General features: G+C 38.7%; 18 protein-coding genes. 3 read left to right on the top strand and 15 right to left on the bottom strand.

Translation table 11 applies throughout. The annotated features are described in order from the left end of the window. Together P4L16_05845 and P4L16_05850 are read left to right on the top strand one after the other, a co-directional pair. Positions 1-427 (top strand): polymorphic toxin type 37 domain-containing protein (locus P4L16_05845; GenBank protein MDR3624643.1); only part of this gene is annotated, 427 nt, incomplete at its 5' end. Then, positions 427-1,083: a hypothetical protein gene (locus tag P4L16_05850; GenBank protein MDR3624644.1), complete on the top strand. Its 657-nt coding sequence runs from the start codon at positions 427-429 to the stop codon at positions 1,081-1,083. The genes P4L16_05845 and P4L16_05850, both read left to right, overlap by 1 nt. Here P4L16_05850 and P4L16_05855 read toward each other — a convergent pair. The 8 genes from P4L16_05855 to P4L16_05890 form a co-directional block, all read right to left on the bottom strand. Next, positions 1,078-3,582, bottom strand: coding sequence for a hypothetical protein (locus P4L16_05855; protein ID MDR3624645.1), 2,505 nt, complete (start codon positions 3,580-3,582; stop codon positions 1,078-1,080). The genes P4L16_05850 and P4L16_05855 overlap by 6 nt on opposite strands. Next, positions 3,560-4,156 (bottom strand): lysophospholipid acyltransferase family protein, encoded by a 597-nt coding sequence (locus tag P4L16_05860; protein ID MDR3624646.1) that lies wholly within the window; start codon positions 4,154-4,156, stop codon positions 3,560-3,562. The genes P4L16_05855 and P4L16_05860 overlap by 23 nt, the downstream gene beginning before the upstream one ends. 154 nt (positions 4,157-4,310) lie before the next feature. After that, complete coding sequence (locus tag P4L16_05865) at positions 4,311-5,885, bottom strand: PfaD family polyunsaturated fatty acid/polyketide biosynthesis protein (GenBank protein ID MDR3624647.1); 1,575 nt, start codon at positions 5,883-5,885, stop codon at positions 4,311-4,313. Continuing rightward, entirely contained in the window at positions 5,885-8,191 is a 2,307-nt protein-coding gene (locus P4L16_05870) for a beta-ketoacyl synthase N-terminal-like domain-containing protein (GenBank protein ID MDR3624648.1), read from the bottom strand. Before P4L16_05870 ends, P4L16_05865 begins: the two co-directional genes overlap by 1 nt. 2 nt (positions 8,192-8,193) lie before the next feature. Next, positions 8,194-10,446 carry an SDR family oxidoreductase gene (locus P4L16_05875; protein ID MDR3624649.1) on the bottom strand — a complete coding sequence of 751 codons (2,253 nt, stop codon included), beginning with the start codon at positions 10,444-10,446 and terminating at the stop codon, positions 8,194-8,196. Between the two features lie 8 nt (positions 10,447-10,454). Beyond that, positions 10,455-13,967, bottom strand: coding sequence for a beta-ketoacyl synthase N-terminal-like domain-containing protein (locus P4L16_05880; protein ID MDR3624650.1), 3,513 nt, complete (start codon positions 13,965-13,967; stop codon positions 10,455-10,457). A gap of 88 nt (positions 13,968-14,055) precedes the next feature. Further along, entirely contained in the window at positions 14,056-15,729 is a 1,674-nt protein-coding gene (locus P4L16_05885) for a hypothetical protein (GenBank protein ID MDR3624651.1), read from the bottom strand. 9 nt (positions 15,730-15,738) lie between these two features. Continuing rightward, positions 15,739-16,143 (bottom strand): hypothetical protein, encoded by a 405-nt coding sequence (locus P4L16_05890; protein MDR3624652.1) that lies wholly within the window; start codon positions 16,141-16,143, stop codon positions 15,739-15,741. A gap of 145 nt (positions 16,144-16,288) precedes the next feature. Between P4L16_05890 and P4L16_05895 the strand changes: the two genes are divergently transcribed. Further along, positions 16,289-16,477 carry a hypothetical protein gene (locus tag P4L16_05895; GenBank protein ID MDR3624653.1) on the top strand — a complete coding sequence of 63 codons (189 nt, stop codon included), beginning with the start codon at positions 16,289-16,291 and terminating at the stop codon, positions 16,475-16,477. A gap of 16 nt (positions 16,478-16,493) precedes the next feature. Here the strand turns inward: P4L16_05895 and P4L16_05900 are convergent, their stop codons facing one another. The 7 genes from P4L16_05900 to sctJ are packed head-to-tail and all read right to left on the bottom strand — an operon-like array spanning position 16,494 to position 21,532. Beyond that, positions 16,494-17,108 carry a 4'-phosphopantetheinyl transferase superfamily protein gene (locus tag P4L16_05900; protein ID MDR3624654.1) on the bottom strand — a complete coding sequence of 205 codons (615 nt, stop codon included), beginning with the start codon at positions 17,106-17,108 and terminating at the stop codon, positions 16,494-16,496. Beyond that, positions 17,105-17,929, bottom strand: coding sequence for a flagellar biosynthetic protein FliR (locus tag P4L16_05905; protein MDR3624655.1), 825 nt, complete (start codon positions 17,927-17,929; stop codon positions 17,105-17,107). The genes P4L16_05900 and P4L16_05905 overlap by 4 nt, the downstream gene beginning before the upstream one ends. A gap of 9 nt (positions 17,930-17,938) precedes the next feature. After that, entirely contained in the window at positions 17,939-18,202 is a 264-nt protein-coding gene (gene sctS, locus P4L16_05910) for a type III secretion system export apparatus subunit SctS (GenBank protein ID MDR3624656.1), read from the bottom strand. Between the two features lie 14 nt (positions 18,203-18,216). Beyond that, positions 18,217-19,122: a type III secretion system export apparatus subunit SctR gene (gene sctR, locus P4L16_05915; protein MDR3624657.1), complete on the bottom strand. Its 906-nt coding sequence runs from the start codon at positions 19,120-19,122 to the stop codon at positions 18,217-18,219. 11 nt (positions 19,123-19,133) lie between these two features. Then, a complete protein-coding gene (locus tag P4L16_05920) occupies positions 19,134-19,757 on the bottom strand; it encodes an HrpE/YscL family type III secretion apparatus protein (GenBank protein ID MDR3624658.1) in 624 nt (207 codons plus the stop codon). Further along, positions 19,758-20,615, bottom strand: a complete 858-nt coding sequence (locus P4L16_05925; GenBank protein MDR3624659.1) for a hypothetical protein — start codon at positions 20,613-20,615, stop codon at positions 19,758-19,760. Then, complete coding sequence (sctJ, locus tag P4L16_05930; protein MDR3624660.1) at positions 20,612-21,532, bottom strand: type III secretion inner membrane ring lipoprotein SctJ; 921 nt, start codon at positions 21,530-21,532, stop codon at positions 20,612-20,614. The genes P4L16_05925 and sctJ overlap by 4 nt, the downstream gene beginning before the upstream one ends. Positions 21,533-21,541 lie beyond the last annotated feature (9 nt).

Here is a 21,541-nt window from a genome sequence, read left to right on the forward strand (position 1 = left end):
GTTTGTGTCCTTAGGGGCTGTAGGATGTTATGCAGCAGGAAAGATGTTTAATCAGGATCAACATTATAATCATCCTGCTTATGGTGATTCTTTATTGCTTTATAATATGTCACAATATACTGAATATCCACAGTTGAGTTATTATGGTTCACTTCATCATTCAAAAAATGATGTAAAAAAAGAGCCTCCCTATAATGGAAAGGATCTGGGAGCCGATTCCTCAAAATGCCCAGGAGAAGGCTTTGAGTGGAAAGGAAAAGACTCGCCAGGAGGAAAAAGAGGGTCTTGGCATAACGAAGGAACTCAGGAGTCTTTACATCCTGATTTAAATCATCCTCCTCCTAAAAAACCTCATTGGGACTATGAGGGGCCAAATTACCCAAAAGGAGTCAGATTAAATTTAGATGGTACATGGGAACCAAAATAATGAAAAAACTAAACAGAATAGAATTGGAGTTCGAACAGGCTTTTAAGTATGTTATTTATAATCTGGAGGGAGGGCAGTCTTTATCTGTAGAGTTAATAGCAGCAATCAATTTTAGAGAGGGTTGTTTTTTTACTTTATTACCAGATGATTATAATCATCCAATTCTTTACCAATTTGAATGTGGAGGAATTTTACCCCAAAATCCTACAATAGAATACGAAGTGTGTGGTGAAAAATGTAGTTATTCAATCATTCCCACAATACAAAATGAACTGTCCCTTTATATTCTAGATCGGCTTAAGTTGAGTGACAATGTTTCTTGTATTTTTGATGATGTTCTTAGGAGTACAAATAGCCCTGATTTGAAGATGCCACCTTTAAATCACTTGATATTCACACATGATAATGAAGTTTACTTCATAATTCAAGATAATTTTAATGCTGATTTAATAGCCTTATGTATAGAGAAATCTAATCATATATGGCATTCTTTAGCAGTGTTAACAACTGCGAATTTGCAGAATATTGTGGGCAGAAAGTTACAGCCAGAACATGTAAAAAGCATTTGCTTAAATGCACAGTTAATCATTGTTGGCTCATACGATGGTGAGGGTTATATTTTTTGGGAAAGGAACTCTTATTCCAAAAAATCATAATTCTTCATTTACGTTGTGTATGAATGAAAGGCTTAGGTCGTGGCATTCATAGATGCGCATGTTGTCTATCCAAAGAGAGCAGTTTGCCCTGCAGTAAGTTCCCTGTTTGTTTGTGCCTTTTTCTTGAATTTCCATGAGGAGAGTAGCTGTTTTGTTAATAGGCGTCACTTGCCCGCGGTACTTCCAAGTAAAGGGCGTATTTTGGAGTTGAAATTCATGGTCTGGACTTAGCTTGTATTCATGGATCATATAAAATTGTAGGAGCTGGATCATTGCTTCTATACCAAGAGATCCTGGCTGGACTGGGTCTTGGAAAAAGTGCGCTTTAAAGAACCACTCTTTTGAGTTGATAGTTTTTTCAGCACGTATGATATCTCGTTTTTCTGTTCCTGCATTCTGCCAAAAGCCTGTTATTTTATCGATCATCAGGAGCTTATCTTTTGCCAGAAGAATATTTTCTTTTCTTAAATCAACAAAGAATTCAGAGGGTGCGTGGATAAAGTTGAGCTCACTTTCTGGAACACTCAAGCCTGCTTGATTGATAAATGCTTGTTTTGGAAAGTGCCCAAAGGTAGTTTGTATCGTAAATAGTGGTGTGTCATCTACAAAGCTTTCTACTTTAAAGGATTCAATAAGCATGCCTGCTGATTTTGAAAGGGCTATGCAGGTTGCTTTTGTGTGAATTTGCTTGTTTGTTGGTAGAACATGAGAAAAGATCTCCATTTTTCCATCGAGGTTACGAAAGAGTAGATCCTCATCAAATTGAAAGGCTGCTCCCATAAAAAATGCAAGCCATCCACAGGGTTGTAGGCCAACTTCCATGAGTACTGAGAGGGGCATTGCAGCAAATGTATTTTGGTGAAAAAACCAATCTTCATAAGATAGATTAAATTCTACGCTTACGCTTTGCCCCTCTTTAAAGAGTCCAAGTGTTGCATCAATTTTACTTATTTCACTCATAAATAGAAAAGGCGGAGCTGGTACTCTTGCAATCTTACAATAGCGATCAAAGGGCTTATAAAGGCTTCCAAATGCATCTGAAGGCTTTCCAAGAGCGCAAGCTAAAAGGGATGCATAGTCGAATTTAAATCCATCAACGGACTTCTCATCTGAAGTAATTTGAGAAAGGATTACATCAGGAGTAAGTTTTAAACCAATTTGAGTGTGGAATGCTTTGAGACCATCGACAGATACTAAAAGGTCAGCTATAAGAGTTGGGATGGGGTTTGCAGAAAAGTTTTCAACAAAAATTTCATAAACAACTTGAGAAGACTTAGGAGTTACTTGCCCTCTACAATTAAGTTTGGATGTTATGTTTGTTACAGGCTCAAAGCGCCATCCATCTTTATCAAGCGTTGCACCTAATGCTGTAAGATAGCAAGCCATCACTTGAAGGCCAGCTTCTAGCATCAACGTTCCTGGCATGCAAGGATCATTTTTAAAATGCCCATCAAAAAACCAGTTGTTATCAATGTTTTGAATAGCTCGCATTATTCCGCGTTTTTTAGGGCCCCCAAAGGGATCAAAGAGGGTGATTTCATCGATGAATAGTAGCTTGTCACTATTTATTTTAGGGGTTCTTGTATGTGCATTTGTCATTTCAAAGCCCTCTCCAAAATATTCAAATGTATTTCCTTGAGAAAATGCTATGAGTTGTTCTTTAGAAAAGGTTTGTGCTTTACAAGATAGAATGGGCAGGCTGTGGGGTAAGTCAGATTTTTTATCTTCTGGGCTCCAAAGTACGCCTCCAGAGTTTGCAAGTTCTTCTTCTGTAAAAAATCCAGCTTGCCCTCTTCGTACGCTTAAAATCAGCTTTCCATTGATGCGGCAGTCGTAATGAAAGAAAAATATACGCACATCACCCTGTTTTGCATGCCCATCGACATGAATATCAAAACAAAGTGTGTCACCAGGGACTGGAAGAGATCCATAGAATGTTGCCTCGCACCCAAGTAATCTGTAGACGCGCTCGCCTTGATTGTAAAGGTCAGCGCCTAGCCATGAGATTAATAAAAGATCTGCTTGGCCTGATTCCAACATAATACCCGTTGGCATATGGCCATCATTTATGTACCATGAGTCTTCTTTTACATCTGTTTCAGTCCATATGGACCCTTTTTGCATAGATCCAGGCATTCCTTGAATATGGGTTACTCTATCAGCAAGTAGTAGAGGGGGCATTGGCATGCGTATGAGCTTTGCATATTTATCTAGTGGTTCAAACCATGAGCCAAAGAAGGGGGAAATTTCTTCCGATGCAAGTATTTCAAGATCTTCCCTTGAAAATTTTACTTGAGGTAATTGAGGACGTGCATTCCATTGTTCCAATAGATTTTGTTGAAATTGAAGGAATGCTTGGTAAGATCGGCCTTGTGAATAGATAAATTCTTCATGGATGGATGCAAGTAAGGCTGTGTTGACTTGTGCAACGCTCTTATTTGAATCTGTATCGAATTTAATGGGCTTTAAATGTGTTTTATAGCGAAGATGTGTCGTCATAAGCCCTTTTTTTTGTTTCTTGCATCATTGCCTTGATCGCATGTTCTACCTCTGTCATCAGGATTTTGATGGCGTCAAAGGAGCGATAGCAGGTTGTATCGATAGGGTTTCCAAAATGGATGAAAGCCGTGCAATTTTTTGTGAGATTTGAGGTTTTTGCAGGAAGTATTTCTTTTGTTCCTACAATTGCAACAGGAACAATGCGAGCATCTGACTCAATTGCAAGTCTAAAGGCTCCTGGTTTTAGGGGTAACAATTCTCCTGTATGAGATCTTGTGCCTTCTGCAAAAATGAGGAAGGATATGCCGCTTTTTAATTTTTCTTTAAATGAGATGAGTGAATTTTTGATGGCATTTGTATTACCTCGATCAATAGAAATGCATTCGGCCTTTTTTAGAGCACTTCCAAATAAAGGTATTTTGAAAAGCTCTTTTTTTGCAAGGACCCGAAGGGTTCCATTGAGAGAGCTAAAGATCAATGGTAGATCAAAAAGACTTTGATGATTTGAAATAAAGACATATCCATTTCCTTGTGTAAGATCCAATGGAGTGTGAAAATATATCTTTGTGTTCACTTGTGCGCTCCTTAGAATTTGCTCAGAGCCTTGCTTTAGATGCCAGCTCACATTCTTGCGTCTTATAGTTTGCGCGCTAAAGTCAAAACAGATAGCTAAGCTATGCTTTATAATAGTAAAAATACATTTTCGAAGGCTCCATAAGCTCATTTTATTACTTTAAATACCTTGGTGTGAAATTAAAGCTTTCGGAGGGCAGTACAAAGCCAAAGCTTCTTAATTGATGTGCTCTTGTAAGGATAGCCGCACCCTCTAGCAGGTTATAGCCGATCTGCTCAACGGTACGCTCGTTGGGATGTTGAAGGAAAGAGTCTTTTACCCAATTGTTAAAAGCTCCCATTGCAGGTCCGCACCAAATTTGATAATCGAGAGTGCGTGATGTATCTCCCATGATGGCCCATCTGCTAGAAAGTCCTAAATACCAGCGAAATACAAGAGCCATGCGATGCTTGGGATCCTTGCTTGCGCGCTCAGTCTGGGCAGGATCGCGTGTGTTAAAGAAATTTTTTGTATGTTGCCAAATAGTATCGATACTCATTTTAAAGATTTGGTCTTCCAACTTTTGTTTTTCATCTTCTGGGATCTCTTCGAGAGATGCATAAGAAGAATAGATCTCATATAATTTAGTTGCCCTTGCACCAAATAGAGAGCCGCGTTTTAATACTTGTAATTTGACGCCCAGCTCAAACATGTCAGCAGCAGGAGCCATCATTACATCGGCAACATGGGCTTTTGCGAGTAACTCTTTTGCAGCAGGAGAAATACCCGCTTCTACAGCAGATTGATTAATGGATCCAGTTACGATGTAAGCAGATCCCAAGCTAAATGCAGATGCAACAGATAAAGGCGTACCAAGGCCGCCTGCAGCTCCAATACGAAAAGGTGTTGTATATCCATAAGTTTCTGTTAATTCATTTGCAAGTGCTTGAATAACAGATAAAAGAGGTCCAAGAGGACGATTATCTGTGTGTCCGCCAGAGTCTGCTTCAACAGTGATGTCTTCTGCAACAGGAATATTTGTTGCAAGCCATGCTTCGTGTTCGCTGATCTTACCTTCTCGAACGAGTGCTGCAAGCATTTCTTTGGGCGCTGGCATCATAAAATGTTTAGCAACTTCTTCTCGTGAAATTTTAGCAAGGATATAGTTGTGCCTGTGAATGACTCCATATTCATCAACTGTAAGCCCCTTAGTTGCGTAGTGAACAATATGAGGGCTTAGGGTCATATAAGCAGAAGCAGAAACACGTGTCACATTTTTCTTTAGATAGAGATCGACAATTTTACCTTCCAAGTAAGGCTCATTGGGAGAATGGATTAAATTAGAGCCCCAGCTTTTATTGCAAGTTCCAAGATGGGCTTGAATTTCATTGATATTCTCTTCTACTTTGCTTGGCATAAGGCCCGCAGCACCAAAAAAGCTCATCATCCCTGCATTTACTGCAGAAATAACCATTTTCGCTGTCGCAATACCGTTGGCCATTTCACCCACAATATAGGGAAAGCGAAGTTCATGAGTCTCTAAGAAAGCTTTGTTGCCGAGCCATTCAGGATAAATAGGAGGTAGTATTCCAAGTAGTTGATAGGGAGAATTCGTGATATTTGCAAGAAGTCCCATATTTTCTGTTTCAGGGTCTTTGACAAGATAGAGGTGATTTCTGATATTGTGGATAAGCTTGAGCTGTTCTTTTGGATCAAAGGCAATGGTTGTAACAAGTTGTTCTATTTTCATTATAAGCTTCCTTTTAAAACTTCTATAGATTTTTTCTTGGCACCAAGTGCTTCAATTTCCACCTTGATGGAAGAGGTGTTTTCGTTGTAGCACAAAAGCGCTGCAGTAGCCACATGAAGAAGGCCAGATGCTGCGTGGGTATGTCCAAAATGAGATAGGACTTTGCTAGAATAGTTATTAAGTTCAAAATCGGGTGTTCTTTCTGAGCTTACCTGTGGAAGGGTTGCAAAGATAGTGTCATCATCTCTTGTTGCATCAGAAAGTCTCTTTAGAACTAAACAAACGGCAGCGTCACCTGGAATGTGACAGGATTGCGGAAGTAATTCTTTGACGGCAGCAATGTGCGCGCTTTCACAGCACATATCACATGCTCCAACTAGAGCGGCATCATACTCATGATTCAATAGACCTTGTATAGCTATTTCAAGGGAAGTAATCCCTGAATGCTCTTCAGAAGATACGCTATAGCCTTGATTTGTAAAGTTATAAAGAACATTGAGCCTATTGGCTGCAATGTTTGAGCCAATATTTGCAGGAGTAAGCGCAAGTGCAATAGCATCTTTTGCTTTTAAGATCCATGATGGATCTTTTTCTGGTAATACATGAGAGAGTGTTGTGCGCAAAACAAAGCGAGCACTCTCTATATCGCAGCCTATCCCAACAAGAACAGATGTTTTTTCTGGATCGATTGCGTTTACATTTTTTAATGCATCAAGGCTTGCTTTGAGCATAGCTAATTGCTGCCCTGAAGTTGACTTAAGATCGCTGGGTGGAAAGGGAATATTTTGGATAGGAAGATCAACAGAATCTAGGTAGCTGCCGTAATAGCCCTCTTCATATTCAGAAAATTTAGGCTGATCAGATTTAAGTATTTGCAAAAACTCTTCGGAGTTTTCAGCACTGCCAGCAAGTAAGCCCACTCCAACAATTGCAATAGTATCGATAGACTTTGGTTTTTGAACACTATTTTTGTAGGTAGAATTTTTTTGCCACTCTTCGACGATGAGATGGGCGTTATTACCACCGAAGCCAAAGGCGTTGATAGCGGCCTTTCTAGGTGTTTTACTTTGCCACTCTTCTGCATGATTTAAAAGGTAAAAAGATGAATTGTCAAGCGCTTTACAGATAGATTCTGGCTCATGTATCGTGGGTGGTTTTATTTTTGCTTTGAATGCAGAAAGTACGTTGATAAGAGCAGAAGTTGCAGAAGCTGTAATTGTGTGTCCAATATTTGCCTTTAGTGCGCCAATAGATATTTTTTGTTTTGATTCAAAAAAAGACTGCATGCTGCTTAGCTCTATACTATCTCCAAGATGTGTTCCTGTTGCATGGCACTCAATCCATGATACTTCTTCTTTTTGTATACCCGATTGAGCGTAAGCGCGCTTCATAGCCATGATTTGTCCGCCGATGGCAGGAGTTAAAAAACTTCCACTGTTGCCGTCGTTAGAAAGTCCAATACCGCGAATGACTCCAAGGATCTCATCATCGGAGTTGATAGCATCAGATAGTCGCTTAAGTAAAATGATTGCTGATCCTTGAGCTGGAATAAGGCCATCTGCTTCTTTGTGAAAAGGTCTACTTTTTCCAGATGGACCAAGGGCTTTAAGAGCATGAAAACCAATATGTGTATAGAGAAGGTTTGTACCATTGACGCCGCCTGCAAACATTAAATCTGCAGATCGAGAGTGCAATTTATCACAAGCAAGTTTGATTGCATACAAAGAAGATGCACAAGCTGCATCCACTGCAAAGCTATCTACAGATAGATGAAGTGCTTGAGATAGATGGTGTAGAGGTAATCCTGACATGAAGCGGTTTATAGGATGGGGTTTATCTGTCAGTAATTGATGATATGTACGATGACCGATCGTTGCAGGATCTTGGTTTAATAACCATACGGATTCTGCATGATGGCAAAAGGAAGCAGATGGATAAGACAAGTTGCCAATGACGGCGCCTGTTTTTATCATTTTTAGATCATCAAGAGAGTAATTAGCTTCATGAAATGCATTTTGACAAGCCTGAAGAAGCCAATAAAAGAAAGGATCCCATTTGAATATTTCATCTTTAGGCAAAAAAAAGGAATTGGCATCAAATAGGTAGTCAAAGCTATCAATTGCACCAACGATGTCGTGTGGAAGTGTTTTTTCTGATATTAAAACGCTTGGTTCTATATTCCAATTGGAAAGGGTTGCGCTTTTTAAACTGCAAACGTTTGCAAGTCTATTTTCCCATAGTTGTTTGGGTGTAAGTGCGCCTGGTAGGATGCATCCCGTGCCTATGATGGCGATGGGTTCAAACATACTTATTTCTCCTGCAGGTCAGATGCATATGCAATGAGCTCAACACCTAAAAATTCAGCGTAGGGATTTCCCTTTTCGTCGCTTAATAAAATGTTGGAAGAGGTTTTATACTTTCCTTTTTCTCTGCTTTGTACAATACAGTGGTATTTTTTATGCGTGATGGGACCTTGTTGAAACAGAGTAAATTTTTCAATTTGCATGGGAAGTGCAAAAATAGAAAGGGCATGAAAAGACCATATTGCAAGAAATTGTAAGCATCCATCGAGCGCTGCCATATCGAGTATAAACTCTTTTCTTTTCCAGGACATGTCGATTAAACCTTTTAAATGACACTCTCCACCCTCTTTACAGATATTATCTATAGAATAAATTACTTGAAAATCGGGACCATGAAATAAGCCTTTTTTATAGCTTTCTTCTATGGAAAGAGACCACTCATTTTTTAGAGAATGGGTTTTATAAGTGTTCTCTGGAAGAGAAACAAGTTTGCTGCTCATAAATAGCTTTGCTGTATAGTGGAGAGTATCATCAGAGTTTTTGAGTTGAAGTTCAAGGATCTGAGAGTCTTGAGATACTTCATGAGAAGAGCAGACAATTTTTAAAGGAGTTTCTGTTTTTCCAAAGTTTGGAAGTAAAATCCCTTTTATCACTTGAAAGTTTTGACAGTGGTGGAAATGGAGGTTTTGACAGAGTCTTTTTGCATAGCCAATGAACCACTCCATAACTAAAATGGCAGGAACAACAGCAATTTCGTTGATGATATGGCTGGAAATAAAGGGATAAGCCTCTTTGCTTACAAAAATTGTTTCCGATTTTTCAAGAGCACTTCCAAGAACAACTTCTGCGTGGCTACCTGTGTCTGTTGAAAGCTCCTGGACAAATTGGTGAGTTCCTGCATCAACAGAAAGAGTATAAATGCCCTTTTTTGCAAAGAGTGCTTTGAGCTCAGGCGTTACCATACCGCCTTCCCAAGGACCCCAGTTTAAGGATTTGACAAGACATTTAGGACGTTTTTGCTTTTCATACTGAGCCATTTTATTAAGTACTTCATTAGCCATGGCATAGTCGCATTGCCCTCTATTGCCAAAACGTGCAGCTACAGAAGAGAAGAGTGCTATTAGAGAAAGAGAGTCTTTTTGTGTTGCATCTAATAGATTTTTAAGGCCTTTTACTTTGGTTGTAAAGACCATTTCAAATTGTTCAATTGTTTTTTCAGCAATGAGCTTATCTGCAAGGACTCCAGCTCCATGTATGATGGCATCAATTTTTCCCCATTTTTTTCTTATATCATTAAGAGCTTTTTCAACCTGTTCGAATTGGGTGATATCTAGAGAGACATAAGATGCTTCAGATTGAATGCTTTGCAGGGTATCAAGTGTCGATTGTATTTCACGTATAGCAAGTATTTGATAAGCCTGCGTATTCACTTCTTTGGGCAGGATAGCTTTATTTTTTTCTTTTGCATCTTGGATGAGTGCTGATTTTAGCGCATGTTCCGTTGTATGGTGTCTAAACTGTTCTGGCTCTTGTGAAAGAGGTGTTCTTCCTAAAAGAAGAAAGCGAAGAGGGCATTTTTTTGCAAGGGCGATGATAGAAGATGCTGTAACGCCCCTTGCACCTCCTGAGACTATAACAACATCATGAGGCTTTAGAGACAGCTTTTTTTCAATAGCATTTTCTGCTATATTAGTTGTTGTCCATCTTTTGCCATCTTTTGTTAAGCCACATTCTGTAAGAGGACCACTTAATAGAATTTCGTTGATAATTTTTTCTGCAAGTTCTTCATTTTTAAAATGAGCTCTTTGGATATCTATGGCCTTGCAAAATGCTTTTGGCCATTCTTGTGCTGCTGTTTTAACAAGGCCGGTAAGGCCAGATGTTATGCTTTGTAATTCAGATATGCCATCTAGTGAAAACTTCCCGCCACTATCCTGAATGGTTACAAAGAGTCCTCCTTTGTGCCAGAAGCGAGTAGAAATGGCTTTTGCAGCAATGAATGCCTTTTGATTAACTATACAGGCACTTTCCCAGCTTGGGAACGCATTTAGTGCATCTAGAAAGATGACAACATCACTTGCTTCTGGTATTTCTTCAACAATTTGAGGAAGAAAACCTCTCTCTTGAAATTTGCTGGCTAGGGCGTCTGCAAGTCCCCCGTTGTCTTTTGTAATCGAAATCTTATGATTAAAGCTCAAAGAGAAGGGCGCGCCTACCTCTTTTGCTTCTTTTACACCAAGTATAGTTCTATTAGACATAAAAAACTTTAAGCAAATTGTTTTTGTTTTAAGTGTGAGACGATATCTCCAAGAGTTTTAAATTGTGCAAGATCACTTGGAGCAACTTCTGGAAGCTGAGGGCTTTTTTCAGCTATGCTAGAAAAGATTTCTACACGCTTAATGGAGTCGATCCCTAAATCTGTTTCGATTTTCATATCTAAGTTGAGCATATCTCTTGGGTAGCCAGTCTTTTCAACCACAGTTTCGAGTAATAACTCTTCAATATTTGATTTGGCAGGCACAGGGATAGCCGCCTCTTGTTTGCTAATTGTGGATGCAATAGATGTAATAATGGGTGTTTGTGGTATATTTTGAATGGGGTTCGAATGAGCTCTTGGAGCTCTTGTCATGGTATTTTCGCTTGCTGAGATTGCTGTTTTATTTACTACAGGAGTAGATGTGGGCGTAAAATATTGTGAAGGTGGAGGGCTTATTTTAGGCTGTATGTTTTGTTGTATAGGTGCTGTAGTTTGTTGTGATCCCATAGCTTGCTGAGTCAAACAAGTGAATGAATTTAAAAAAGCGATATGACTGTCACTCATTGTTTTTTGGAAGTTAGAGTGTGCATCAATGAGTCTTTGTTGTAGATCTTGGCACATTTGTATAAATTGAGGATCATGATGATGAGACACTGTTTTCTCCTTAATGAAAGTTGGGTTATGGGACATGTTTTGGGAACTATTTTTTTCTTTTAAGGGCGAGGGTTTCCCATAATTTGTCCCATTAATTTTGACTATAAAAGAGGAAGTTTTTGGAGGGCTTTTAATTTCAGGATTGATAAAAGCAGACCAAAGATTAGAAAAATTGGGATTTAGGCCAATGACAACCATTTTTGCAAAGGCATTCCAGAGGGATGTGATGCCATTTTCTCCTCTCTTATCTAGGTAGATAGTGTTTATAGGCTTATTTTCTAGGCATTTATTAACAAGATTTGTAAGGACAGTGTGGGGACCCACTTCAATAAATGTCCTGCAGCCATTTTCATACAAGTTTTCGATGAGCTGCTGAAAGCGAACACTACCTGTTAGCTGGTCTGCAAGAATTTGTTGCATATCACTTGGTTTTTTAGGATAGGGATTTGCTGTGAGGTTTGCGTAGATTGGGATTTTTGCAGATTTAAATGGAATATTTTTGAGGTAGTCTTTGAATTCGTTGTAAGCAGGCTTCATAAGTGTTGAGTGAAAAGCTGCGGATACTAAAAGACGTTGATGTTTGATACCTTTTTCTTTGAGTAGAATTTCTGTTTTTTCAATAGATTGCATGGAGCCAGATAAAACAAGTTGGGAAGGTGCATTGAAGTTTGCAGGTTCTATGGAGAGCTTGTGTTCCTTGATGAGAGAGAGAATAGAGTCTGTAGGGCAGTTAACCATTAGCATAGTGCCTTTTGCATTTTCTGCAGCTCTTTGCATGATCTCTCCTCTTTTTTTTGCAATGGAGAGAAAATCAGTTTCTTCAATGGAACCAGCTGCAAATAGTGCAGAGAGTTCACCAAAGCTATGTCCTGCAACGCAATCGGGTTTGATACCCACTTTTTTAATCATATCAAGAAGGCAAAGAGATGTGATAGCTATGGAGGGTTGTGCGCATTCTGTAGAGTTTAGTGTCGCTTCTTGTTCCGTTTTGAGGGCAGAATCAAAAATAGGTTTTGGAAAGACGTGCTTGTGTTGCGATAAATGAGCATATGTATCCCATTTGGCAAAAGCTTCTTCAAAATGGATGGAAAGCTCTCTTCCCATACCAACATATTGGCTTCCTTGGCCAGGGAAAAGAAAGGCGACTTTACCACTATCTTTAGCAAATCCATAATGAATGCCATCTGGAAGGGAAAAAGAATCTTCAGGAGAGGCTTTAATAGATAGAACTGCTTGTTGTAATTTTTTTCTAAGATCATCGCTTGTTTTTACAACGAGTGCAATTCTTGCAAGATGTACAGCTTTAAGTTTTTCTTGACTTGTCTTTGCAAAGGTTTTAAGGCAAGGAATGGTCTTTGTATCATCTAGTACTTTTTTTGCTTCTATAAGTAATTCTTTTGGGGTGTTTGCAGAAAAAATAATGAGTTCATCAGACCAAGAGCTCATGCGTTTTTGTTGATTTTTAGGGTTTACGTATTCTTCTAAAGCGACATGAAAATTACTGCCTCCAAATCCAAAAGCACTGACGCTTGCTCTTCTTGGATGCTCTGAAGAGTGAATCCAAGGTCTTGCTTCTGTATTTAAATAAAAGGGAGTTTCTTCAATGTTGAGTGCAGGATTTGGTTTATCTACTTTAATCGTAGGTGGAAGCACTTTATGATGTAGTGCCATTGCTGCTTTAAAAAGCCCTGCAGAGCCTGCAGCTCCCTTTGTATGACCAATTTGTGATTTGACGGAGCCCAAAGCGCATGATTGTTTTTTAGCACTGCCATCTTTTTCAAAGGATAAGCAAAGACCCATAAATTCTGCAGCATCACCTGCCTTTGTTCCTGTGCCGTGAGCTTCGATTAATTCAACTGTCGATGGGGAATAATTAGCAGATTCATAAGCTCTGAGGATCGCTTTAGATTGTCCTTCTGGAACGGGTGCGTAGATGCTTTTTGATTTACCATCAGAAGAAGATCCGATACCTCGAATAACTGCATAGATCGGATTGTTTTCACGCTCCGCATCAGAGAGTCTTTTTAAGGCGAACATTCCAAGGCCCTCACCTAGAATAGTGCCATCGCCCTTGTCAGAGAAGGGGCGACAATCTTCTGTTTTAGAAAGAGCTTGAGTTTTGCTGAAGCACATAAAGCTTACAATATCGTTTAGAGTGTCAGTGCCCCCTGTGATCACAAGGTCTGATTTTCCAAGCTGCAATTCATCGATAGCCATAGAAAGCGCTGCAAAGGAGCTTGCACAAGCAGCATCTATGATGCAGTTGGTGCCGCCCAAGTTAAACCTATTAGCTATGCGACCTGCAACAACGTTGCCAAGAAGGCCTGGAAATGTATTTTCCTGCCACGGAGTATAAGTATCTATGGCTTCATTGCAAGTTTGTTGGACGATGGCTTCAGAAAAGCCAGAGCTACGAAGGACTTTTTCCAAAAGAGGGCGTCCCATTGTGCGAATGGACATGAGAGATAGAGACTGAAGATTACTGCCCCCTAAGATAACGCTTGTTCGGCTCAAATCAGCATCTATGTAGGCCCCATTTGTCGCATCATGAAGCACTTGTTTTGCAACGAGTAGAGCGAGGAGTTGGCATGCATCTGTTGCTGGCAAAACTTGAGGGGGTATACCAAATTCTAAAGCATCAAACTCAATATCATTGATAAAGGATCCACGTTTGCAAACAATTTTATCTTCAGCCTTTGGATCCTTGTCGTAATAATCATTTATAGACCAATGTGTATTTGGTACATCGCGAATACAATCAATGCCGCTTAAGATAGTTTTCCAAAAGTATGTTGCATTTGGTGACTCCGCAAAGAGGGCGCCTACTCCGATGATGGCAATTGGTTCGAATGATTTATGGTTAGACATTGATGATTTTGACCAAAAATTATAGATATTCTTGACCATTTAGAGCTATTTGAACTTAAGAAGCAATCTTTATTTGCCTTTAGTATCCTTACTTTTCAAGCTCTTGCTCAGAAGGGACTATCATTTGAAGAGGTGTTATGAGTCCATCTTTTTTTATTTCATAATGAATAAGAATGTTTTTAGTCTCATTAAACGAGAGGTTTGTAATTTTAACTTGACGATTGCTCCAATTAGTTATTTGCATACGTTTTATAAAAGCACGCCGAAATGATTCTGAATAAAACAACCTAAATAAATGAAAATTTTGAAAAACAACTGTTTTTGTATCTTTTGTTATTGTTTGAACACTTTGTGAAAAAGATTGACAAAAAGTTTTTATATTAAAAAGCGTTTCTGCATCTATTGTTGGGTTAAGAGGGTCATATAAAGGTTCCTCTGAAATAAACCAGTTATGCTTACTCTTTTTTTGCTTAAATAGAATCTTTTTTTCTGTGAGTGTAGAATTTGCAACAATGCAAAGATCTTCTGCTGTATCACCTGAAAATACTGCGTTAAACGCTTTTTGAGCAGTGATTGCAGCGCCTTCAGTCATATGTAATTGAAGAGCATGAAAAAGATGTTTTGGCAGTGATCCTTTTAAAAATGCTGTGATGGACTCAAAAGAACAAGTACCTCTAACTTGGAAGGGATATGTGTCGCCAAGTCCCCTGCGATACCAGTCAAAATTAGAGTCAATAAATTCTAATAGTCTATTCATTTCCTTTCGTTGCTGAGTTATATAGGCATTATAATCTGTATCTTGACTCACATGGTTTTTTAGGTATTCTTTAGAGCCTGTTATTCGAAATTCTAAAAGTGTTTTTAGAAATGTGGAACTTGTAAGTTTTTGTAAAAGTAAAGTTGTATATTTTCTGGATTGAGCTTTATGAAAAGAAAAAGTATGCGCAAGGCCAATACCTGTATTATAGATTTCTAAACTATATTTAAAATCGCTTTCTCGTTTTATTTTATAAATAATACTATGTTCACGAGTGCCTCCTGGGATTATTAGACATCTTTGCACTTCAAGTGCTGTAATTTGTTGCTGTATTTTCTCTACATATTTATCGATGTTTGTAGAGGTAGCCTGACAATTTTCTATTGCGCATGAAAACATTTTGTTGTGTTCTTTTATAATGGCTTTATCAAACTCAGAAATTTTTTTTGCATAAGTGTCAAGAAAACTTGTCATTTCATTTCGAATTAAATTTAAAGAATTTTTTTGCCAGGCGCCATTGAGTTCTAGCTTTTCTGCCTTATTATTGTCTAAATGTGGCAGTAGGCGAAACCCCTTCTGAATCACATAAGAAAGTTTATCTTTGTTTATTTTTGAATAGTTGGGCGTGCTTTGAAGTTGTCCATTTGAATAATCCAGCATCTTTTGTATGAATTTTTCTTCTTGTGAAAGAAGGCTGATGTTGAATAGTCCCAGCAGCCATCCCAGTAGACGCCAAATGAAAGATTTTTCATTATTTATTTTTCTAACAAGCGCTTTTAAGTTGGATGAGAGCTTGTGATAGCTGTGCCACTTGTGTTTGGCAAGGGCTACTTGTTCAGGGGAAGTAAGTGGTGTAAGACTGTTTACAATCGTTTGGATATCGAGCTTTGTTAGTTTTTGCTTACTTACCCCATAACAAGATGTGGTTTGTGCAGCATTTGCCAAAATTTTCACTTCAGGAGAACTCCAGTGAAAGAAGCTCGCGTTATTAACCAATAAACTCATATGGGTTGCTTAAGGTTTTTCAAGTTGAGACGAAGCCTCACCTTTCCTTGCATTAAGTATTCTTTCTCGAAGCTTAGTAAGGCGATCTGAGGAAACTCCAAGAAGATTCCACTCCTCCATACGGTTCTCTAGTTTTCTCTCTTTGATACTTTGGCCTAACTGCTCTGCTTCTTTATTAAGTTCTAAAGATTTCCTCCACATATCCACTACTACATTTAATTCTCTCTGGCTTAAATTTGCAGTTGAGATGTTTTCTTTCGGCATGCGGCCTGCCTCTCTTAGGCGGGTTATTTCTGCACCAACAACCACTTCATGAGCTTTTGTTGCATCAATATTTTGCTGTAACTGTCTTTCCAATTCTTCTAAGTTTGGACCTGTAGCTACTGAAGATGAGGTGCTTGGATTAACGCTCATAATAAAACTCCTGAAATAATTTAGGACGTCATTTTATTCTATTTTAACTAAAAAATCAAAGGTTAGTTTTTTGAGTCAAATCTGACGTTTTTAATAGGAGTACTACTGACAATCGATAATTTTGAATTATCAGTAGCGAGGAAAAATGCATACTATTTTGTTGATTGGTAGAAAGAGTGAATTAAAGCTTCTTGAAAGACTTACTCATAAGAAGAGCTCTAGCCTTGTTGTTGTGCACGGAAGGCGTCGCATTGGTAAAAGTAGGCTTATTCAAGAATTTGGTAAGCAATATCGCTTTTTGCATTTTTCTGGTTTATACACAAACAATTCTTGAACTTGTTTGTGTATAATTACGCAAAAAGTCTATTGGTAGCTGAATAGGCAAGAAAGCCCACGTAACCTGGAAAAGGGGATAATTCTTTTATAATATAGTGAGATGTAGGCTCTGGAAAAGGTTTATTAAAACCTGTACCAGCAGCCTTTAAAACGGCCTCTTTTTTTGTCCAAAGCTTAAAGAAGGTTTTTTCTTTTTCGCTTTCAGAACAATTTTGGAGAATTTTTTTTTCCTCATTACTGAAGTAGTTTTTGGCAATTGTAAAAAGCTCTTTTATTGGTCGTATCATTTCTATATCAATGCCCATTTGTGTAGTTGCAGAGAGTGCAAATAGAGCTTTTCCATTGCTGTGAGATATGTTAAAGAAGGCTTTTTCGTTTGCAAGAAAGGGCTTTCCAGCTGGTGTATAGTGGATGATAATTTCTTGTATAGGTAGCTTTATATAGTTGCTAAGTAATTGCTTCATGATTCCGCGACAAATAATGAATTCGCTTTTCTTATCGTGGAATGTATAAGCATAGGCTTTTTTTAACTCCTCTTCTGATAAAAGCTTTTCCCATGAGGAAGGCTCTTCTGTTGCATAGTCTGCAGAGAAAATAGAAATAGGCCCACTATTATCTAGCAGCGTCATGTGCCCAGCTGGAGAATAAAGTCATTGATGCCAACTATCCATGAGATAGACATTTTTCCCATTTGATTGAGTATGAAGTAGAGTGCTAATAAAAGAGCGCAGTCAGCAAGATAGGCTTTTAAACCTTGTCCTAGAAAAGAGATTTGTACTTGAGGTGCAAGCCTGTTGATGATACCAAGAAAGACATCAGCCATTAAAATAGTCAGAAGGGCAGGTGCTGCAAGCTGGCAAGAGAGAGCAAAGAGCTTGCCGAGCATGCCAACTATTCCAAGCCAAAAGGCGGATTGACCATTTAAGAAAAAATCAGGCTTTATAAGTTGATCTGGAGCAATGACAGCGTAGGATTTAGCAAGTGCATCAAAGCATAAAAAAGGGCCATCGAGCCAAAAGAAGATGACGATTAAAAGAGAGTTGTAGAGAAGGCCAATAACGGAAGCTTGAGTTCCTGTGGTTGCATCTTGTCCCATCATGCTAGCAGAGCCTCTCTGGTTATCTGTTACAATACCAGACATCTGCACGATCGAAAAAGGAATGCTTGCTAAAAAGCCTATGAGAAGTCCAATCATGCCTTCTTTGATAGCATATCCAATTAAAAGAGGGCTCCAGATAAGTGGTGTGGTTGTGCGGGCTGCAATAAAGGGCATAAGAAGAAAAAAAAGAGAGATTGCAAAGCCTATTCTTGCAGGTGCAGGAAGTAATTTAGCTCCCAGAAATGGAGTTAAAACAAGAATGGGAAGAATACGGAATAACGATAAAAAAAAGAGAGCTACATAGAAATCGGGATTTTCAATAAAAAGCTCCGCATAGCTTGCGTCTGCCATTGTTGTAACCTATTTCCACATATAGAAATTATTAAAGATATTGGCTGCAAATTGTAAAATAACCTGTCCAAGCCAAGGTCCCATGATAAATAGCGTGAGCACAACGGCAAGTAATTTAACAACAAAGGAGAGCGTCTGTTCTTGAATTTGTGTTGCAGCTTGAAAGATAGCAACGAACAAGCCCAAAATCATGCTTATTAAGACGGGAGGGCCAGAGATGATCAGTATGAGAAGTAGCGCTTGGTAGGATAACTGAAAAATTTGCGCTTTCATTGTTTTTTCATCCTTTATTTAAAGCTTAATACGAGGCCCTGAATGAGCAGCGTCCAACCATCGAGCATTACAAGCAGTAAGAGCTTAAGGGGCAGCGCAATTGTAAGGGGAGAGAGCATCATCATACCCATGGCAAGTAGAATGTTGGAAACTACGAGGTCTATAACAAAAAATGGTAAGTAAATCAATACGCCAATTTGGTAGGCATCTTTAAGCTGACTTGTAATGTAAGAGGGAATTAAAATAAGAAAATCTGTTTGAGTTAGAGATGCTTTTGTGCTTTCAGGGAGTACTTTGTAGGCTATTTTATAAAAGCTTTGCAGGTGTTGTGCGCTTGTATTATTCTCTAGGAACTTTTTTAAAGGTGCTTTTGTACGGTCTACAAATTCCAGAATAAAGCCTGTGGTTTCTGCAGAAACAAGTTCGCTTGGCGCCTTATTGTCAATTAAGTCTTTACCCTCATTGTACATTGCAAGGCCGGTTGGAAACATGACATACACGCTTAATATTAGAGCAAGTCCATTTAAAACCTGGTTAGGAGGCGATTGTTGCACACCTATGGCGTTTCTAAGTAGGGACAAGACTACAATAATTTTTAAGAAAGAAGTTAATAAAATTACTAGATAAGGAAGCAAAGACATCAAGGTGATGGCAGCGGCTTGTGTGATAATATTGGGTCTTTTACTGATAGCTTGCTGGTTGATGGGTATAATGATGTTGTTATTGCCAGCTTCAGGAGCATTTACAATAGGGCTTGTTACATTTCTTACGGCTTTATTAGAAGAGAGCTCTCCATCAGGATCTTCGCTTACTTGAATGACTTCTGGAAATTGTGTAAGCGTTTGCTGAGCTATTAGCGTACTTGTAGGGCCTACAAGTAGTAGTAACAACAGCAAAAAATGCATCATAAGTTTGATCATCTATTTATTTCCTATGCATTCATCAAAGAGTGAAATGCGGTTTCAAGCGACTTCCACAACTGTTCTTGTTTTACACTAATGATACCACTTTCAGTTTCAATAGTTGCATCCCCTGGTAAGATATCGTCCCTTACGCTGACAGTAAGACTTTCAACACTTTCTAGGGCTTCTTTGAGTTTAGGGCGGTTTTCATCTAAGATAGCATAATCTTGTTTATTCACATAAATGACAAATTTACGGTGTTGAGATACTGCTTTTAAAGATTGCTTTACAATGTCTACAATCGTTTCAGGATGCGTTTCAATTTCTTTTGCAACAATTTTTTTTGCAGCTTTAAGGGCGACTGGAACGATCATCTTCTCTAAGTCATCTTTAGTTTTTGTAAGAAAAGCTTCACATGCTGCAAGTTGCTCTGCCCATTTTTTAAGGCCTTCATCAAAGCCTTCATTCATCTTCTGTTCTTTTAATAATTCGCACTCTTTTTCACACTCTTGTCTGTAAGCGACGCCCTCTTCTTGAATTTTGGCAATCAATTCTTTTCCTTCAAGGAGAGAAGAAAATTCGCTTGCAGGAATTACCTTCTTAGTGGGTGCTAAATGTAGCTCATCTTTGTAGAGTAAGTCAAAAAATTTCATTTATTCTTTACCCTTGTTAAGTAGTTTTACAAGATCTAAGACCTCTGAAGTGATTTGAGAGGAGAGTTTTTTTGGTATATCTGTAGGGCTATCTAAGCATTTTGTAAGTTCTTTTCCTCTGCCGATATCGAGTCTATGTATGATATGCCAAATAAGATGGCTATTTTGCCCTAAAAGTGCATGGGCAAGCCTTGCAAGACCTTTCTGATGGATAAGTAGAGCAAGTTTTTCTTTGCTTTGCATCCAGTATTGAACAGGTTCTGGTTTAACAGGAGGGACATCAGCTCTTTTTAGGCAATAATCTAAGTATTGTTTTTGATGAGCAGAGAGCAGATTTTTGAGAATGTCCAATGTTTTTTTATCAACAACCTTTCGAAGATCAATAGATAGATCCTGGATGCCAAGAAAATCAACAAGGCTTACAAGTTGTAACTTAGTGAGGTGTAAAAGGGTGTTCAAGGGATTTTCTTCTAGAAATTCAATAGCTACGACATCTTCTGGTAACCACTCTTGGTAAAAGTACTTAAGAAAAAAAAATCTAGCAAAAGGAGAGAGAGGGATCTTTTTAATTGGAGGTTTTGCAAGCTTTGTAATACCAGCCAATAGAGAGCTTGGAAGAGAAGAGATGATTAGGTTTTTTAAATTGATGGGGTACTTTGCAAGGAAAGGTGGAAGCCATGAGTAATGAATGTTCGATAGGCCTTCTGTAATTTGTAATACAGGAGGTTTTTGTGGTACGTGTGTCTTACTTAGCTCTGACTCATCTTCTGATGCAAAAAATTTAAAGAGAGAATTTGCATCTTCCTTGTGAAAGCGCGTAAGCAAAGAGTGAATCATTAGGTGATAAGGTGTGTTCATTTTTCTTGGGAGTCAGTGTTTTCTTTCTCTTCTGTTGAATGTTCTTCTGTGGGCTTTTCTTTGACTTTCCAGAAGAAAGAGAGCCCGCCATGTGGAGTCAAAAGAGGAAGCATTTTCCAGATAACCCATATAAGGGCAAGAACAAGGATTAAGACAATAGAACAGAGGGAGAAGAACAATAAGCGAAAGGCTCCCACAGAATCTTTTGCAATGACTACTCCCCAAATAGTAACAAACTCTTTTTCTTCCTCAGAGCCCGCAGGATTCTCTGAGCGAAGAGTTACGTCAGTAAAGCGAGAGCGATCAGAAATTACAGTTACATTTTCCAGCTTTAATCCAGCAATGCTTGCGCTTACTAATTGTTTGATTTTTGTAATGAGCTGGCTATTGGGATTATCTAAAACACCCTGGTGTTTGACATATACAGAAGCTGTAATTTGCGAATCGGTAGAGTCGTCTGTTGGAAAGGAAAGTTGCACTGTCGCGTCAATAACACCATCAATTTGGCGGATTGTGTTAGCAATTTGTTGTGCAAGACCTGCTTGATATTTAATTTTCTGTTGCATGTCTGAGGGCATGAGACCAGAATCGCTAAATAACTCTAAAAGATTCTTTCCTTGTTTTCTTGGCAGGCCATTGCGATTGAGAATGGACATGGCTTCTGTGATCTGGGAATTGTCTACATATAGATTCCAGAGGATTCCTGTATTTGCAGCTGAAGCAGATGAAGCAACAGGTGCTGCTTGTTTCTCTGCGCTTATTCCTTTGCTTGCAAGAAAAACTACAATTTCATTGGCTTCTCGCTCATCCACCCCGTTGATGATGGCTGTTTTTTCTGAGCATCCAGTAACGAAGACGCAGATTGTGACAAAGAGAAAAAATGTACATATTTTAGAGAGGGCTTTTTGCAAATTCATGGAATCAAT

The organism is Chlamydiales bacterium (genome assembly GCA_031292375.1).
Taxonomy (GTDB): Bacteria; Chlamydiota; Chlamydiia; order Chlamydiales; family VFKH01; genus JARLHF01.

What these genes read in the sequence shown, in the direction of transcription:
- P4L16_05900 (MDR3624654.1), bottom strand. Translation starts at nt 17,108, where the DNA reads ATGACGCTGCTAGATAATAGTGGGCCTATTTCTATTTTCTCTGCAGAC.
- P4L16_05885 (MDR3624651.1), bottom strand. Translation starts at nt 15,729, where the DNA reads ATGAGTTTATTGGTTAATAACGCGAGCTTCTTTCACTGGAGTTCTCCT.
- P4L16_05875 (MDR3624649.1), bottom strand. Translation starts at nt 10,446, where the DNA reads ATGTCTAATAGAACTATACTTGGTGTAAAAGAAGCAAAAGAGGTAGGC.
- P4L16_05925 (MDR3624659.1), bottom strand. Translation starts at nt 20,615, where the DNA reads ATGAACACACCTTATCACCTAATGATTCACTCTTTGCTTACGCGCTTT.
- sctR (MDR3624657.1), bottom strand. Translation starts at nt 19,122, where the DNA reads ATGATCAAACTTATGATGCATTTTTTGCTGTTGTTACTACTACTTGTA.
- P4L16_05905 (MDR3624655.1), bottom strand. Translation starts at nt 17,929, where the DNA reads ATGGCAGACGCAAGCTATGCGGAGCTTTTTATTGAAAATCCCGATTTC.
- P4L16_05855 (MDR3624645.1), bottom strand. Translation starts at nt 3,582, where the DNA reads ATGACGACACATCTTCGCTATAAAACACATTTAAAGCCCATTAAATTC.
- P4L16_05880 (MDR3624650.1), bottom strand. Translation starts at nt 13,967, where the DNA reads ATGTCTAACCATAAATCATTCGAACCAATTGCCATCATCGGAGTAGGC.
- sctJ (MDR3624660.1), bottom strand. Translation starts at nt 21,532, where the DNA reads ATGAATTTGCAAAAAGCCCTCTCTAAAATATGTACATTTTTTCTCTTT.
- P4L16_05850 (MDR3624644.1), top strand. Translation starts at nt 427, where the DNA reads ATGAAAAAACTAAACAGAATAGAATTGGAGTTCGAACAGGCTTTTAAG.
- sctS (MDR3624656.1), bottom strand. Translation starts at nt 18,202, where the DNA reads ATGAAAGCGCAAATTTTTCAGTTATCCTACCAAGCGCTACTTCTCATA.
- P4L16_05865 (MDR3624647.1), bottom strand. Translation starts at nt 5,885, where the DNA reads ATGAAAATAGAACAACTTGTTACAACCATTGCCTTTGATCCAAAAGAA.
- P4L16_05920 (MDR3624658.1), bottom strand. Translation starts at nt 19,757, where the DNA reads ATGAAATTTTTTGACTTACTCTACAAAGATGAGCTACATTTAGCACCC.
- P4L16_05870 (MDR3624648.1), bottom strand. Translation starts at nt 8,191, where the DNA reads ATGTTTGAACCCATCGCCATCATAGGCACGGGATGCATCCTACCAGGC.
- P4L16_05895 (MDR3624653.1), top strand. Translation starts at nt 16,289, where the DNA reads ATGCATACTATTTTGTTGATTGGTAGAAAGAGTGAATTAAAGCTTCTT.
- P4L16_05890 (MDR3624652.1), bottom strand. Translation starts at nt 16,143, where the DNA reads ATGAGCGTTAATCCAAGCACCTCATCTTCAGTAGCTACAGGTCCAAAC.